Source organism: Alistipes sp. dk3624 (genome assembly GCF_009557455.1).
Taxonomy (GTDB): domain Bacteria; phylum Bacteroidota; class Bacteroidia; order Bacteroidales; family Rikenellaceae; genus Alistipes_A; species Alistipes_A hominis.
On sequence record NZ_CP045651.1, the window covers coordinates 1,335,514 to 1,351,040 of the forward strand.

15 protein-coding genes are annotated in these 15,527 nt (G+C 53.1%); 4 read left to right on the forward strand and 11 right to left on the reverse strand.

Going from position 1 to position 15,527, the window contains the following annotated elements:
• Window positions 1–70: 70 nt before the first annotated feature.
• Window positions 71–1,204, forward strand: a complete 1,134-nt coding sequence (locus GFH31_RS05675) for a glycosyltransferase family 4 protein (protein WP_101572283.1) — start codon at window positions 71–73, stop codon at window positions 1,202–1,204.
• 283 nt (window positions 1,205–1,487) lie between these two features.
• Here GFH31_RS05675 and GFH31_RS05680 read toward each other — a convergent pair whose 3' ends face one another.
• The 4 genes from GFH31_RS05680 to GFH31_RS05695 all read right to left on the reverse strand — a co-directional run bounded on the left by GFH31_RS05680 (window position 1,488) and on the right by GFH31_RS05695 (window position 6,109).
• On the reverse strand, window positions 1,488–2,861 hold the full coding sequence (locus tag GFH31_RS05680) for a transglycosylase SLT domain-containing protein (RefSeq protein WP_172970807.1): 1,374 nt from the start codon (window positions 2,859–2,861) through the stop codon (window positions 1,488–1,490).
• Between the two features lie 31 nt (window positions 2,862–2,892).
• Window positions 2,893–4,998, reverse strand: a complete 2,106-nt coding sequence (locus GFH31_RS05685; RefSeq protein ID WP_118456870.1) for a putative porin — start codon at window positions 4,996–4,998, stop codon at window positions 2,893–2,895.
• Window positions 4,999–5,085: 87 nt separating this feature from the next.
• Window positions 5,086–5,775, reverse strand: a complete 690-nt coding sequence (gene pssA / locus GFH31_RS05690; protein WP_055205252.1) for a CDP-diacylglycerol--serine O-phosphatidyltransferase — start codon at window positions 5,773–5,775, stop codon at window positions 5,086–5,088.
• A gap of 55 nt (window positions 5,776–5,830) precedes the next feature.
• On the reverse strand, window positions 5,831–6,109 hold the full coding sequence (locus GFH31_RS05695) for a hypothetical protein (RefSeq protein WP_101572281.1): 279 nt from the start codon (window positions 6,107–6,109) through the stop codon (window positions 5,831–5,833).
• 678 nt (window positions 6,110–6,787) lie between these two features.
• Here GFH31_RS05695 and GFH31_RS05700 point away from each other — a divergent pair.
• From GFH31_RS05700 to GFH31_RS05710, 3 genes are all read left to right on the forward strand, one after another.
• Window positions 6,788–7,087 carry a hypothetical protein gene (locus GFH31_RS05700; RefSeq protein WP_101572277.1) on the forward strand — a complete coding sequence of 100 codons (300 nt, stop codon included), beginning with the start codon at window positions 6,788–6,790 and terminating at the stop codon, window positions 7,085–7,087.
• 276 nt (window positions 7,088–7,363) lie between these two features.
• On the forward strand, window positions 7,364–7,789 hold the full coding sequence (locus GFH31_RS05705) for a hypothetical protein (protein WP_101572275.1): 426 nt from the start codon (window positions 7,364–7,366) through the stop codon (window positions 7,787–7,789).
• Window positions 7,786–8,601, forward strand: coding sequence for a class I SAM-dependent methyltransferase (locus GFH31_RS05710; protein WP_153498314.1), 816 nt, complete (start codon window positions 7,786–7,788; stop codon window positions 8,599–8,601). The genes GFH31_RS05705 and GFH31_RS05710 overlap by 4 nt, the downstream gene beginning before the upstream one ends.
• Window positions 8,602–8,767: 166 nt before the next feature.
• Here the strand turns inward: GFH31_RS05710 and GFH31_RS13045 are convergent, their stop codons facing one another.
• From GFH31_RS13045 to uxaC, 7 genes are all read right to left on the reverse strand, one after another.
• Entirely contained in the window at window positions 8,768–9,028 is a 261-nt protein-coding gene (locus tag GFH31_RS13045) for a DUF362 domain-containing protein (RefSeq protein ID WP_101572270.1), read from the reverse strand.
• Entirely contained in the window at window positions 9,025–9,378 is a 354-nt protein-coding gene (locus tag GFH31_RS13050; RefSeq protein WP_118456873.1) for a DUF4405 domain-containing protein, read from the reverse strand. Before GFH31_RS13050 ends, GFH31_RS13045 begins: the two co-directional genes overlap by 4 nt.
• Window positions 9,379–9,382: 4 nt before the next feature.
• A complete protein-coding gene (locus GFH31_RS05725; protein ID WP_101572266.1) occupies window positions 9,383–9,811 on the reverse strand; it encodes a MarR family winged helix-turn-helix transcriptional regulator in 429 nt (142 codons plus the stop codon).
• A gap of 861 nt (window positions 9,812–10,672) precedes the next feature.
• Window positions 10,673–12,106 (reverse strand): MFS transporter, encoded by a 1,434-nt coding sequence (locus GFH31_RS05735; RefSeq protein WP_216645975.1) that lies wholly within the window; start codon window positions 12,104–12,106, stop codon window positions 10,673–10,675.
• A 31-nt stretch (window positions 12,107–12,137) separates the two neighbouring features.
• The gene (locus tag GFH31_RS05740) at window positions 12,138–12,809 is read right to left on the reverse strand and encodes a bifunctional 4-hydroxy-2-oxoglutarate aldolase/2-dehydro-3-deoxy-phosphogluconate aldolase (RefSeq protein WP_153498315.1); all 672 of its coding nucleotides are present in this window, start codon (window positions 12,807–12,809) and stop codon (window positions 12,138–12,140) included.
• A 34-nt stretch (window positions 12,810–12,843) separates the two neighbouring features.
• On the reverse strand, window positions 12,844–13,881 hold the full coding sequence (locus tag GFH31_RS05745; protein WP_118456877.1) for a sugar kinase: 1,038 nt from the start codon (window positions 13,879–13,881) through the stop codon (window positions 12,844–12,846).
• An 85-nt stretch (window positions 13,882–13,966) separates the two neighbouring features.
• Complete coding sequence (uxaC, locus tag GFH31_RS05750) at window positions 13,967–15,394, reverse strand: glucuronate isomerase (RefSeq protein WP_153498316.1); 1,428 nt, start codon at window positions 15,392–15,394, stop codon at window positions 13,967–13,969.
• Window positions 15,395–15,527 lie beyond the last annotated feature (133 nt).

Here is a 15,527-nt window from a genome sequence, read left to right on the forward strand (position 1 = left end):
AAGACAACCTGCTCGGATAATTTTGTTCCGAACAGAGAAATGCCTACCTTTATCACAACCAAACAACTTTATGAATCCGACTTTGTTTTATTTAATCGCCGGCGCATGCATTAGTTTTATGATCGGGCGGGTCGCTATCCCCCGCATCATACTAATCGCCAAAAGAAAGCGCATCTTCGATACGCCGAATCCGCGTAAGATCCATACGCAGCAGATTCCGCGGCTCGGGGGCGTGTCGTTCCTACCGGGTATGCTGATCGCCTACTTTCTGATCCGGGGCATACAATGCACCATAGGCGGAAACGGAATGCCGGACGTCGAAACCATTTACCAGGAAACCATTTTCTATTTCTTCACGGGACTGATCACAATCGCCGCCGTAGGACTCTGGGACGACATCATCGGCCTGACTTACAAATACAAACTGCTCGTACAACTGTTCGTCGCGCTGCTATTGGTATTGCCGGCGGGACGCATCGTCAACCTGGAAGGAATTTTCGGAATATACGCCATACCGGACTGGATGTCGACGCCGCTGACCGTACTCATCGTCATGGTCGTTATCAACGCCTTCAACCTGATCGACGGGATGGACGGGCTTTGCTCGGGGCTGAGCATCGTAACCCTACTGACGCTGACCGTACTGCTGGTGCACAGCGGCAACCCGATGCTGGCGCTGCTGTCCGCGTCCACCGTCGGAGTGGTCGCCGCGTTTTTCCGGTACAACTACTTCGGCAAAAGGCTGAAAGTGTTCATGGGCGACTGCGGGTCGCTGACGCTCGGCTACATCACGGCATTCCTGCTGTTGCAACTGGCTTCCGCGAACAACGGCACGGGAAATTCGCAGCTGACCCTGGTAACGCTGATGAGCATTATCTTCATCCCGCTGTTCGACACGACCCGGCTGTTCATCCAACGAATCTGTCTCGGGCACTCCCCGTTCTGTCCCGACAAAAATCACATTCATCATAAATTCCTGCAAATCGGATGTTCCCAGCGGCAAAGTTTCTGGCTCATCCTGTGCATCCAGATCGTCTATATCATCGCCAATTTTCTGCTGGCCCCGATTGTCAACATCAATGTGTTATTGTTCGTCGATATCCTGTCGGCCCTCGCGCTGATCTTCTTTCTGGACAGCAAAAAAAGCAGGGAAAAGTCGCAGCGTTTCGCGGAAAGAAAGAAAGTAACCAAAACAGTCAGATAAAATCGGACCAAGCTGAATCCGGACAAGCGCATCCGCCATTCTATCGAATACAGAACGCTTTAATTCAATGCATTAACAGCTATCGACATTCTACAAATCGGCGGATTACGGCCCGAAAAACGGCGGGGAAGCAACGCGGCGACGGGAGTACGGGATTCCCGCAAACCGGCCCGGTCTCTTTCAAATACGGCATGAACCGATCCGCCGTATAAAACCGATTCGGCCGACGCAAGAAACAGCGCCGGCCGAATTTAAACAAGCCATAACCCGGCAGTACGGGACGCTACCGCGAGACGTTCCGGCAATAGACCGAATAACGGCTGATCACGTCGCGGACGAATGCGAGCGTCTGCCGGCCGACGAAACGACCGTTGCGCACCACTTCGTCGCGGGCATACTGCGGATCGGACTTCAAGGTCAGGTACTCCGAAACATCGTTCCACGAATCGGGATTCGCGCCGTATTTCCGGGCCAGATTCCGCGCATCGGTCACATGGCCGATCCCGCCGTTGTAACACGCCAGAACGATTTTCATCCGATCCATTTCGGATGTTCCGGGAGCGAAACGCAGCGACTTCTCGATCTTTCCCAATATCTTCACCGCCAGCAGCACATTGTTTTCCGGATCCATCACATTGCCCTGCACGTCGAACTGCCTGGCCACCCGCGGCATGATCTGCATCAGGCCCTGCGCGCCGCGGCTCGACACCAGGAACGGATTGAAACGGGATTCGTTGTAAGCGATCGCCGCGACGAAACGCCAGTCGTAGCCCTCTTTCTCGCAAATCTCCTTGAAAAGTTTGTCGAAGGCCGAAATTCCGCCGGCGCGGGACGAAGCCAGCCCGCGGCCCACCACCTGACGGACGATCCCTTTTTCGAAATAGAGGTAGTTCAGCATGGCGTACTCCTCGCTGTTGCGGAAACGGTTCAGCCACGCTTCGAAATCCTGCCGCAACCCTTCATCCCGCGACGAAACGACCGCGCTCAGCGAAACCGGCTCGGCGAAAGTATAGACCTGCTCGACGTTTTTGGACAGCGCGCATCCGAGCTGGGCTTCGCTCATTTCGCAGATCAGGTAGTCGTACTGTCCGTCGCCGAGCGCCTCGAGCATTTCGAAACTGTTGCGGGACGATACGTAAATCGCAGCCGACGAAAGGGAATCGAGCAACATGCCGTACGTTTTCGATTTTTTAAAACCCGAGGAGATCAGCACCCGTCCGTCGCCGACGAAAGACGAGAGGTTGAAATGTTTCGCCTTGCGCGCCGCGGCAGCGCGGGACTTATCGGCCAGCAAAACATAGGATGTGTTGTAAATAGGAACCGAGGCGGGGACTTCCGCCGCAGCGATTCGAGCCGTAAGCGCGGTCACGAAATCCAACTCGCCGAGCGCCAGCTTTTCCGAACGCTCGGATGCGGAAAGACCTTGCACAACCTGCAATTCAAGCCCCCGGTAATCGGCATAAGCCTTGAACAGATCGTACTGGTAACCGTAATTTTCCCCGCCGAACACGAAGTAGCCGGGCATGTCGTCGTCCATAGCGACCGTCAGCCGTACCCGTTCGGGGAGTTCGGCCTGCCGCTGTTCGCCGCAGGCGGTAAGGATCAATAAACTGAAGAACAAAAATAACTTACACGATACAATCGATTTGTAAATCATAAAAACTGTTTTCGGGGGCAGCTCTTACGCATCAGTCGTAGAAGCTCCAGGAAAATCCCATTTTGAAGACCCGTTTGTTCTGCGGATAATGGAGCACCGTAAAATAGTTACGGTCTCCGAACAAATTGTCGTTCAGATGCTGCATCTTGGCCAAAATCCGCATGCGTTTCCACTTGGCAGCGACAAACACATCAATCATCGGATAATTTCCCAGTTTCTTTTCACGCTGGTTGTAAAACTGCGCCGTCGCAGGATTGTAACCGAACGCATAATACTCCGTATTGTAACGTCCGTCCAAACCGATCTGCAGCCGCAGCACGTTTTTCACCACGTTGAATTCGTAAAAATAACTGAGATAAGCACTGGCCAGAGGCACCGGGACAACTTCCTGAACTGTACTAAACTGAAGCAATACCCTGTGGTTCAAATGGAGTCCGCCGATGCGGAAATCCTTTCTGGCATACAAACCCGAAACGCTGACGTTGCCCCCGTGCTGGGCAGGGAGCGCCTGAGCGTCGTAATAGATCCTGTCTTTCAAAAGGCTCTGATAAGCGCCCAGTTCGAGTCCTACGGACGGGACGCTCAGGGTCGCAGAGATTCGGGTTTCAGACTCTTTCGCAAAAGAGTTGTTCCACGCATAGTGGTTAGAGAAATAGTTCTCCGTCCAGTAGTCGGGCGTACTGATCGTATGCCCGATGCTGCCTTTCAGAGTGATTGGCTTGCCTGCTATGTAAACCGAGAACGCCACGTCGCCGCCCAGCTCGAGATCCTGGCTGCGGTATCCGAACAGGTGGTACTTGATATTGGCGTCCCAACTGAAATATTTCCTGAATTTTCCTTCGACGGAACCGTATACGAAAGTCCCGTTCTTGTTGACCCCCTTATTCCTGTTGGTCAGGTAGTCCTCCATGCTGAACTGGTAATAATGGTGGGCGTCGTTGCCGATCCCGGCGTTGATCACCCCGACGGGGCCGTCCCGATCCCACGGCTGGATCTGAACGAAAATCCGGTTCGACAGCACGCGCTCGTACATCGAGTCGACGCTCTGGGTGGGACTGATATACCAGTTCTCGTAGAAATCGCCGCTTTTCGCCTTCGTATCGGTGTACTTCTTATAGAATTTGCTCAGTTCCAGCGAATGGCCGATAAAAAACGAAGAATTCTGAGCGATCGAAAAATCCTCGTCGGTCAGTTTCCGCAACGGCACCCCGTAAGACTGCACGATATAAAAAGTATTGTTTTTAAGCTGATTGCGGGCATCCTGCAAACGCACTTCAATCAACTCGGGCATTTCAAAGACCGTATCGGTAATGTCCTCGTCGCGCATGATACCGCCATTCTCTTTAACGTTCTGCATGTTGTAAATATAGCCCGCATGAACGCTGTACTTTTTGCCGGTATGCGAAAAGGCGAGCGACAGATTGCGCTCGCGCGTACCCTGCCACGTATAGATCCCGCGCGTACCGCGGCTGCGGTAATCGACGTTGAACCCCGTCGAAGGCGAAACGTTCTGCGCATGGGCCCCCCAAAAACTCTCTTCGAGACGGCGGGTCTGCCCGGACATAAAATAGGACAAATGCGTAAACGGCTTCTTGACATTAAAATAACGCACCCGTCGCGGAGTGAACAGGTAGGCATCGAAAGATTGGGCGAAACTGAAGTTGCGGTACTGCGGACGAAGGAAATAGTCGAGCGGCACGGAGGCGGCGCCCAAGTTGCCCAGGTAGGCCGAGCCCACGTTGTTCTGGAGGTAAGGATACTCGTTCTGGAAACCGACCAGCGCAGTGTCCACGTCGATGATATCGATATCGTTTCGCTCGAGGTTCACGTTCCACGCGAAACTCTGCCGGGCGCGGATCGAATCGTTGAAAAAATAGGATTCCAGCGGCTTGCGGATCTTGGGCGGTTTTTTGGTGGTATCGGCCTCCTCTTCGGGGGCGTCGTTGTCCTGTACCCCGCCGATGCTGCCGTACTGCATCTGGTTCTGATTTTGGTTATTAAGTCCGGGAAGAGTCCCGTACTGATTGCGGTTCTGGTTCGAAGTAATCGGCCGTTGCGCCGATGCGACACAAATGTTCAGAACAAAAACCGTCCCGAATAACACTTTTAACGCATACCCTTTTGATATTCCAAACATCAGTCGCAGGCAATTACCTCCCGAAATAACGGCAAAGGTAGCAAAAATATTACACATGCAAATTTCATGCAATCCGAAGACGGTCGCTTACCGCTGCGTCCGGAACGCATACACCGATACGGAAACGACGATATAAGCCAGAATGATAAACGGAATCGCCGCAATCCCCGCTGCGCACAGAGCCGCCAACGAACACAGTGCGAATACGTAGCGCACCCGGTTGCCGGCGAAACGGTAATGGGTGAATTTAAGGGCGAACATCGGCACGTTGCATACCAGCAGACCCGCAAAAACGACTGCGGCGGCGATCATCACCCAGGCCGGAGCCGTAAAAGCCCCCGCCTGCATCAGATAGCCGGCCGACACGAAAAACAAGGCGCAGGCGGGCGTCGGCAGGCCGATGAACTGGGTGGTCTGATTCTCGTCCAGGTTGAACTTCGCCAGACGCAGGGCCGAAAAGGCCGCCACGACGAACACGGCGAAACCCCAGACGTCGCTACCGCCGGTCATCGCATACATCGTATACAATACGGCAGCGGGAGCGAACCCGAAACTCACCATATCGGCCAGCGAATCGAGTTCCTTGCCGATCGCCGAATGGGATTTCAAAAGACGCGCCACGAAACCGTCCAGAAAATCGAACACGGCCGCGACAACCACGCACCAGAAAGCCCACTGCAGGTCGTTCACGCACAGCGCGAAAACCGCCGCGGCACATCCCGACAGCAAATTACAAAGCGTCAGGATATTGGGTATCGTAAACAGTTTTATTTTCATCTTTTCCACTTAAAATCGGTTAAAGTCTATCGCAAATACGGCGAAAACGGACGATTCATTCCCGGATATCGGGAACCGAATCTTCCCAATTGCATTCATACTCGACGGACTGGTAACCGCCGAAACGCTGACCCGGAAAAATTTCCAGATACTTTATTCCCAATTCACAGATTTTGTCCATGGCTTGTTCGAGCGTAAAACGTTGAAAAGTATAAGATTGCATACACAGCCGAAACCCTTTTCCCGGCCGGAGCCGCGAAGAAGCCCGCATACCGGCAAACAGCAGTACGACCAGACAGACCATCCAAACGATCTTCGTATGTTTTCCGCTCATAACCGCAATGTCCTTCAGATTCGACCACTGTGCGAAGGTAGCGATTATTTTGTAAAAACAAACCGCTGCCCCGCAAAGCGAAAACCCACGAAATAGAACGTCTTTAAATCAATGTAACAGTCTGTAAAATCGGACTGTTACCTTCTTATAATTAGGTCGATGTAACGAAAAGGCAACGGTTCTGTTTTCTGTTTCTTACGTCGGCTTTCAATGTCAAACAACTGATCCGACGTTAATTAATTCTTTCATAAGGTATACTCTTGAAGGATTTTATTTCGTCCCTATACGAGAATCCTTCGAATAATCCGATCTCCTAACGAGGATCGAAACGATCCATTCGGCAGACATTGTATGAGCTGTTAAAGATGGCGACCAAAAAATTTTAGTCGCCCTCTTTTTGTTTGTACTCTTCATGGAGATTTCTTTTGGATTTTCAATTTTCAGAGAATTTTTTTACTGTTTAGCCTCTTCCTTTAATTTTATTTATCGGTACCAGGTGGAGTTCATCATCACAGAGATGTTCAACCTATACGTAAAGCCCACGGGCATTTACACAATCAGTTCCGATCTGGAGAAATTTGCATTTGTTCCGGGAATGGGGGTAAAACTCTATTTCTAACGGAGATTAGGTAGTGTAGGTTACAGGCGGAGGCGGGACGGGAAACAGCCGTCGCAGAAATGGAGAAGGCGAGGACTGAGACTGAATGGCTCGACATCGAGAACCGCGCCCAAGAGCGCACTCGCGCGAAACTTGACGAGGAGATTGCCGGGAAGGGCAGCTGGGCTGACAGGGAAAGCGGCAACACCATACTGTCGGGGCTTGCCAACATCGCAGGGCGCGGCAGATATGCAGAAATCAAGAACCGGAATCGGAAATTGGAAGCATCCTTGCCAAAGGAGAAAGAACGGCTGCAGAATCCGTTTACCAAACAGGCGGAAGCTGAAATAAGGAAACTGGCTTGTGAACTTTGCCCGTGACAAGGGAAAGCAGACCGAATTACAGACAGACCGCGCCTATAAGAAAATTGGCGATGTGGCTGAAGGTCGCTACGACTGGCGGATAAGACTAAGTAGGCGACGGGATGAAAAGACGATTCCATATCACATCGGACACACGTCCCGAACAGAACTACTTCGCCAACCTCACCGTGCTTTCGGTGGTTTTTTTACTCTGCCGCTTAAATTTCATCACTTTTGGGTATTTCATTCCTTGTTTTCCCTGTATAACTTTGAATTTACTAACAAATCATTACAATGGAAGATAAAAACATCATCAATCGGACAGGCCGCCATACCAAAATCGCTATCCTGTGGGTGGCCGTCATGTGTGGCCTGACTCTACATTCGCTTGCCGATCTCATGCCGCTTTTCTGGAATGAGGCCATTGCCATAAGCGAAACGGGGCATGCTCCCGAAGGACTGCTTACATTCATGATGTCGATAAGCTATCTTGTCCCTGTATGCGGTATTCTGTTATCCCTATATGGGAAAACCCGCTCATGGAACATTCTGAACGGCTTGCTCGCCACCTTCATTCTGTTGTTCAACCTGTTCCACACCTGTGAACTGTTCACGGATTTTTCCATCGTACAGCTTCCCTTGCTGCCGGTTATTCTAATCGTCAGCGCCATTCTCTGTGTAATGTCTTGGAAACTGACAAAACAAGGACAAAAAGAATGAACAGCACATTTTTCGCAGACACCGTTTCTGAAACGCTCCTTATTCCGCTATATATGCGGGCCAAAGAAAGCCGTCGCGGAGAAAAGGCTATCATCCGCGACCCTGTCGCTGAAAGACTGGTTGAGCAGATACCATACGACTATTCAAAGTTCGACGGTGCAGTCCTCAGCGAAGTAGGGTGCAATGTCCGTGCCTGGTATCTCGACAATGTGGTTCGCGATTATGTGAAATCACACGTCAATCCGATCATTGTCAATCTTGGGTGTGGATTTGATGCCCGTACACAACGTACAACAATAGAATCTTCTGCAAGGTATTACAGTCTTGACCTTCCCGAAGTAATCGCTGCCCGTGACAGACTTTTGCCTCCGGCAGAGAATGAAACGTATGTCCCCGGTTCAATGTTTGACGAAAAGTGGATGGCGGAACTGAAATCCGCGAATCCGGAGGCTGAATTTCTTTTTATTGCCGAGGGTGTGGTAATGTATTTCCGGGAGGACGAAATCAAATCCCTGTTTCAAAAACTGCTGAAACACTTTCCCGGCTGCGAGATATGGTTTGACCTGTGCGGGACATTATCGGTTAAGAATCAGAACAAGCATGATACCGTCAAAAAAATTTCGGCACGTTTCAACTGGGGGCTTGACAATGGCCGCGACATCGAGAAATGGGATAGCCGTATTCAACTGATACGCCAATCTTCTCAGGGGCTGTTTTTCAGAAACCGCTATCCTTTCTTTATGCGGGTTATGACAATTTCCCACAGATTGATGTTCCGGTTCTGTTCCATAGTCGGGTACAGATTATCTTAAAACCCTGTTTTTTCGTCATACTGGGCTTTACCGTACTTTCGCAGCACGATAAAGCCCGTTCCATTATGAAGACAACATCAATCAACTTTCAGTTGCCCGAAGCATGGCCGTGGCACGAACGCTATGGGACATGGTGCAGATTCCCCGGATTAGGTAATAATTCTTGTCAAATACGTTTAAGCAGTTTCATCACGACATTCGACATGCTTTCGCTGAAAACACCCGAAGGGCAGCTTTTCATACACTTTTTACAGCCGATGCAATTATCGGCATTTCGGATGACAATGTGTTTGTGCCACAAGAAACCGACTTTGCCAATAACATCGCGCGGGCAGTTGTCGATACATTTCCAGCAGGCAGCACACGCTCTGGGGTTCACCCATATGTATGGAGTATGGATACGTTGTAGCTTATTCATCTTACTCATGGCGTATTTTGGTTATTGGTAGTTATATATGTGTAACGCGTATCGTATGCCGTTTTCAGCCAGCAGACAATCAGGAGAACAAGCAGGAGAATACAGCAGACGATAAATTCACGGCTTATCTTCCCTGCGGCTTTACCTTTTATATATGCTCTAATGGCTCTCCAATTTTTCAGGATGTGGAGTATCGAGAATACCAGAAAGAAGATTGCCGAGACATTGTGCAAGACTGTAAAGAACACTTTTGCAGGAGTGTACGGCTGGTGGTTCGTCATCTGCAAGGCTACACCGGAAACCGCCAGACAAAGAAAAGTGGCGAAAGTCGCAAGGGATACGAATGGACGCGCGGTCATTTTGTTATTTTTTTTGACTGATGGCCTCGATTTTGTTTTTCAGATGTGTCAGCACCTTGCCGTATATATCCAGGTCGGATTTGCTCACTCCGTCAAACAAAAAGTTCGACAGGCTGTCCAATTCGGCATCTGCCGACACCAATAGCTGCCTTCCCCTTTCCGTTATCTGTATGACATTCATACGCTTGTCATTCGCCGTATTTGAACGGGTTATCAATCCCTGACTTTCAAACAGATTGATATGGCGTAAAATTGCGGACTTGTCCTTTTTTAATGTGTCTGCGATTTCCTGTTGAATCATGCTTGCTTTATGCCGTATAGCCATAAGGACACCTAAAGACTCGACCGGAATCTCCAGCTTCCCGGATATCCGTTTCTTAAACGTGAACTGTAATTCTTTGGCGACCAGTACAAAGAATAGAATGTCATTCATGCTTCACTCTCTTTTTATGGGCACAAAAGCAGCAATATTAGTTGATAATATCAACTAATAGATAGATTGGCGATTTAGCCAATCTTAACAGTTCCCCCTCACACTCTTTTGTGCTGTAAAGCGTCGCGGTTCTACGGTGCAACGCTTTTACTCAACAGTTCACGTTACCGCAATCAATGCATTTTCCAGTATGGACGCAAAGGACGCCGCCGCAATGTGAGCAACGTCATTTCGCGTTTTCGTTTCCCCAAAACACATCCATCCCCAATCGGCGCATTTCGGAAAGGTTGTTCATAAGTGATTCCTTCATCGGATACTCATGCTGATATTTTTCTTCCATTCCGAGGATATGTCCGCATGGATAATGCCGACATTTGTCGCAATAGCCGTCATCCAAGTTCCGGCGATGTTCATAGAACGCAATTTTGCATAACCGGGCGCAATGTTCGGGTTTGCCTTCTCCATCGCTCCAACAACCCGGATAAGGCGGATTTTTCCCCAGTCGGGCGATACAGACACTGCAATCCAGTCCGCAGGGGGCTATCATTTCTTTTGTGAACAAAACCTAAGTCAATCTTATCACAGTTATTAATCCCGTTATTCATAGCACAAAATAATGCATTTAGATAATCCGCGTTTCTGTTCTAATAAAAATGCCAGGCAATTCCGAAACCCGGCTTACTGCCTCTATCTTGGTTCCCATTACCACATCCGCATACACCTGTGTTGAATGAATATCGGAATGTCCGAGCAGCTTGCCAACCGTATATAGATCGCCCTCGGCTGCCAGCGCAAGCACGGCAAAGGCGTCGTTGTCCGTTTGCCGTGCGCCGACATGCAGCAACCGATCCGCCGGCGTAATTACCGGTCGGCGATCGGTTTGTATTTCGGAACCAACGCCTTCATCACGCACCACGCCACGACATAGGCTACGGCGCAAAAGATAAATGCGATCGCATATCCGGCCGGTTTGCCCTCGAATCCCATGAACGCGAGGTTCGCGTCGCCGCTGTAAGTGAACAGCATCCCGGCTCCTTTCTGAATAAATACCGAGCCGAGGCCGCCCGCCATACCGCCGATACCGGTAATCGTGGCGATCGCGCTACGCGGAAACATATCGCCGACCGTCGAAAAAATGTTTGCCGACCAAGCCTGGTGCGCCGAGGCCCCGACCGAAATCAGCAGGATCGGCACCCAATAGCTAAGGTATCCCAGCGGCTGCGCCAACAGTACCACGAGCGGAAAAAACGCGATAATCAGCATCGCCCGCATACGTCCGGCATAAGGGTTCATACCCCGGTTGATGAAATAGGTCGGAAATTTTCCGCCGAACACCGAACCGAACACCGTGATCGTGTAGAGCACCGCGATCGGCCATGCGATCTGCGTGCCGACCATGCCGTACTGCGCCTTCAGGTAGGCGGGCGTCCAGAACAGAAAGAACCACCACACGCCGTCGGTCATGAACTTGCCGAACGCGAACGCCCAGGTCTGACGGTATTTCATGCATTCGACGAACGACATTTTGCGCGCCGGAGCTTCGGCCGCGACCAGACCGGCGGCGGCGTCCGCCTCGATATCCTGATTGATATAGGCGCGCTCGGCGGCGTTCATTTTCGTATTTTCTTCCGGCCTCTTGTAAACGAACTGCCAGATCCCGAGCCAGACGAACCCGACCAGGCCGACGACGATGAACGCCGTCTCCCACCCCCACAGTTCGGCCATTACCGGCACGGTCAGCGGGGCCACGATGGCTCCGACGTTCGCCCCGGAATTAAAGATCCCGGTCGCGAAAGCCCGGTCCTTTTTCGGGAAATATTCGGCCGTCGCCTTGATCGCCGCCGGGAAGTTGCCCGCTTCGCCGAGCGCCAGTACGCAGCGGCAGACGACGAAGGCCGTCACGCTGACCATCGAGATCTGCGCGACGAGATCGGCCCCCTGCGCCAGGCGCAACGCCTCGGCGTTTTCGAGACCTACCCACCGCTCGGTCACGACGCCGCACACGGCGTGCAGCGCCGCGCCCAGCGACCAGACGGCAATCGACCACGCATACCCTTTTTTCGTTCCTACCCGGTCTACGAAACGGCCGGCGAACAGCATCGATACGGCGTAGAATAACGAAAACACAGCCGTTATGGAACCGTAGTCGTTATCCGTCCAGTGAAACTCCTCCTCAAGGATCGGCTGCAGCAACGACAGCACCTGGCGGTCGAGGTAGTTGACCGTCGTCGCAAAAAACAGCATCGAGCAGATCACCCACCGGTAATTGGTCATTTTTTCGTTCAGTTTGCTCATCGTAGGTTGAAGTTTGGTTAGTTAGTTTCGGTTATTTCCGGTATTTGGCGACGATCGACAGCGCCTCGCGGCATTTGCCGGCGATCGAATCCCAATCCCCGGCGGCGATCGCCTCGGCTGGGAATAGTTTCGAGCCCATGCCGACGCAAGTGATCCCCGCACGGAACCAACCGGACAGATTTTCTTCGGTCGGCTCGACTGCGCCGGTAGCCATCAACATGCTCCACGGCATCGGGGCCTTGATGTTTTTGACGAACGACGGACCGCCGACGCACCCCGCCGGGAAAATTTTACACAGGTCGCAGCCGGCCTCCTGCGCCGCGCTGATCTCGGTGACCGAACCGCAACCCGGCGTGTAGGGAACGAGCCGCCGGTTGCAGACCTTCGCGACGTCCGGGTTGTACATCGGGCCAACGATGAAATTCGCGCCGAGCTGGATGTACAGCGCCGCCGTCGGGCCGTCGACGACCGAACCCGCGCCCAGCACCATGCCGGGACATTCGGCGGCTGCGAATTTCGACAGTTCGGCGAACACCTCGTGGGCGAATTCGCCGCGGTTCGTAAATTCGAACGCACGGATCCCGCCGTCGTAGCACGCTTTCAGCACGTCTTTGGCCGTTTGCGAACATTGGTGGTAAAATACCGGGACGATGCCGGTCGAAACGATCGCCGACAATGTCTCTATTTTTGAAAATCTTGCCATTTTTCCGTGTTTTTAAGGTTGAACGATACGCGAGTCAGCGGACAACGCGGCCCGATCCGTCTCCTTTCATCAGGTTTTCCACTTCCGCAACCGTTACCAGATTGAAATCTCCGTAAATCGTATGTTTCAGCGCCGAAGCCGCCACCGCGAAGTTCAGCGCGCGGCGGTCGTCGCCGTAGGCCAGCAGCCCGTAGATCAGGCCGCCCATGAACGAATCGCCTCCGCCGACCCGGTCGACGATGTCGGTGATATCGTAGGTCGGAGCCTGCAACAGTTCCCGGCCGTTCCACAACACGCCGCTCCAGGTGTTATGATCGGCGTTCACCGCGCCGCGCAACGTAATGACCACGCGTTTGGCCCGCGGAAAACGCGCCGTGAGCTGGCGGCAGACCGATTCGAAACGCGCGCCGTCGACGCGCCCGCCGGTCGATGCGGCATCGAAGCCTTCAGGTTTGATGCCGAACACTTTTTCGGCATCTTCCTCGTTGCCGAGAATCAGGTCGCACCCTTCGACCAGCGCCGGCATCACTTCGGCCGCCGTCTTGCCGTATTTCCACAGGTTTTTGCGGTAGTTCAGGTCGGTCGACACCGGAATGCCAAGCCGGTTGGCCGTGCGGATCGCTTCGAGGCAGGCGTCGGCAGCCCCCTGGCTAATTGCCGGCGTAATGCCCGTCCAATGGAACCACGATGCGTCCTGCAACGCTTTTTCCCAATCGACCATGCCCGGAGCGATCTCCGAAACGGACGAATGCGCGCGGTCGTAAACCACTTTGCTCGGCCGCGCTACGGCCCCGGTTTCGAGGAAATAAATCCCCAGCCGGTCGCCGCCGTACACGACATGCGACGTGCCTACGCCGTATTTGCGCAACTCGCGCAGGCAGCTATCCGCAATATCGTTTTTCGGCACGCGCGTTACGAATTCGACCGGCAGGCCGTAATTGGCCAGCGAAACGGCTACGTTCGCCTCGCCGCCGCCGAACGTGGCGGTGAACGAACCGGCCTGTCCGAAGCGCAGGCGATCCGGAGTCGCCAGACGCAGCATCACCTCCCCGAAAGTTACAACTTTTGACATATTTTTAGCGTTTTTAACAATTCCGAACTATGAGAGTCGCATCGCGGGCATCGGTTTCGAGGTAGCCCGCCCGTAAAACGTTTTCCTATTGTCGCTTATCATCGTTTTCGAAAAAACCGAAATAACGCTCGGCGTTGCCGTAGCAGATATCCTCGACCAACTGCCCGATAAACGCCGTCTCGCTGCGCGGCAATCGCCCGCTCTCGATGTCGGCGCCGATCACGTCGCACAGGATACGGCGGAAATATTCGTGACGCGGGTACGACAGAAAACTGCGCGAATCGGTCAGCATCCCGACGAAACGCCCCAGCAACCCGAAGGCCGACAGCGTATCGATCTGGTGGCGCATACCCCGCTCCTGGTCGAGGAACCACCACGCCGAACCCAACTGCATCTTACCCGGCACCGATCCGTCGTTGAACGAATAGGCCATCGCGGCCAGCACTTCGAAATCTTTCGGATTCAGGTTATACAGAATGGTTTTGGCCAGCGCGCCGCGCGACTCGAGCCGGTCGAAGAAACGGTGTCCCGCTTCGGCGCAGGGCTTATCGCCGATGGCGTCGTAGCCGGTATCGGGGCCGAGCCTGCGGAACATCCGGGTGTTCGGATTGCGGATCGGCCCGATGTGGAACTGCTGCGTCCACCCCTTTTCGCTGTCCATCACGGCCAGTTCGAACAACAGACCGCCCTGCAACTGCGCGACTTCTTGCGGATGGAGCGTGCTGCCGCCGCGCACTTTATCGAAAATGCGACGCAAGTCGTTTTCGGTATAATCGTCCGTCGGGAAGGTATCCATCCCGTGATCGGAAAGGCGGCATCCCGCCGCTGCGAAGCAGTCGTGCCGCCTACGCAACGCGTCCAACAACTGAGCATACGAGCCGATCGAAACGTCCGACGCCTCTTCGAGCCGTGCGAGGTATCCGTTGTAGTCCGCCGCATCGGCTACGGCCAACGCCCGGTCGGGACGCCACGTAGGCAACACCCGGACGGCAAAATCGCCGGCAGCCAACTCGCGGTGGTATTCCAGCGAATCGACCGGATCGTCGGTCGTACAGACCGCCCGAACGTTGCACCGCCGCATCAACGCCTGCGCCGTAAACGCGTCGGTCGCCAGCGCGGCGTTGCAGGCGTCGTAAATTTCACGCGCCGTAGCGGGCGACAGCACCCGGTCGATCCCGAACAGCCGGGCCAGTTCGAGGTGCGTCCAGTGGTACAACGGATTCCGCATCGTATACGGAACCGTTTCGGCCCACTTCCCGAACTTCTCGTAATCGCTTCGGGAGCCGGTTATATACTCTTCCGAAACGCCGTTGGCCCGCATCGCGCGCCATTTATAATGGTCGCCGCCGAGCCATGCCTCGGTAATACCACTGAAACGGTGGTTGCGGGCGATCATTTTCGGATCGAGATGACAGTGATAGTCGATGATCGGCATCTTCGCAGCATACCTGTGATAGAGTTCGACGGCCGCATCGGTCGTCAGCATGAAATTTTCTCCTATGAACGGGCCCATGTGATTTTCAGATTTTATCGGTCGTTCCCCAGGGGGCCTTCCGATATACCGAAGCCAAAAGTAATCAATTTTCCGGAGTTTCGTGCACGTGCACGAAATAAAATTCAGCACTCTGGAAAATATTCGCTATTTT

Coding starts and splice junctions, on each gene's coding strand:
- GFH31_RS05680 (WP_172970807.1), bottom strand. CDS start 2,861: ATGATTTACAAATCGATTGTATCGTGTAAGTTATTTTTGTTCTTCAGT.
- GFH31_RS05725 (WP_101572266.1), bottom strand. CDS start 9,811: ATGAATGACATTCTATTCTTTGTACTGGTCGCCAAAGAATTACAGTTC.
- GFH31_RS05745 (WP_118456877.1), bottom strand. CDS start 13,881: ATGTCAAAAGTTGTAACTTTCGGGGAGGTGATGCTGCGTCTGGCGACT.
- GFH31_RS05705 (WP_101572275.1), top strand. CDS start 7,364: ATGGAAGATAAAAACATCATCAATCGGACAGGCCGCCATACCAAAATC.
- uxaC (WP_153498316.1), bottom strand. CDS start 15,394: ATGGGCCCGTTCATAGGAGAAAATTTCATGCTGACGACCGATGCGGCC.
- GFH31_RS13050 (WP_118456873.1), bottom strand. CDS start 9,378: ATGACCGCGCGTCCATTCGTATCCCTTGCGACTTTCGCCACTTTTCTT.
- GFH31_RS05735 (WP_216645975.1), bottom strand. CDS start 12,106: ATGAGCAAACTGAACGAAAAAATGACCAATTACCGGTGGGTGATCTGC.
- pssA (WP_055205252.1), bottom strand. CDS start 5,775: ATGAAAATAAAACTGTTTACGATACCCAATATCCTGACGCTTTGTAAT.
- GFH31_RS05685 (WP_118456870.1), bottom strand. CDS start 4,998: ATGTTTGGAATATCAAAAGGGTATGCGTTAAAAGTGTTATTCGGGACG.
- GFH31_RS13045 (WP_101572270.1), bottom strand. CDS start 9,028: ATGAGTAAGATGAATAAGCTACAACGTATCCATACTCCATACATATGG.
- GFH31_RS05700 (WP_101572277.1), top strand. CDS start 6,788: ATGGAGAAGGCGAGGACTGAGACTGAATGGCTCGACATCGAGAACCGC.
- GFH31_RS05740 (WP_153498315.1), bottom strand. CDS start 12,809: ATGGCAAGATTTTCAAAAATAGAGACATTGTCGGCGATCGTTTCGACC.
- GFH31_RS05675 (WP_101572283.1), top strand. CDS start 71: ATGAATCCGACTTTGTTTTATTTAATCGCCGGCGCATGCATTAGTTTT.
- GFH31_RS05710 (WP_153498314.1), top strand. CDS start 7,786: ATGAACAGCACATTTTTCGCAGACACCGTTTCTGAAACGCTCCTTATT.
- GFH31_RS05695 (WP_101572281.1), bottom strand. CDS start 6,109: ATGAGCGGAAAACATACGAAGATCGTTTGGATGGTCTGTCTGGTCGTA.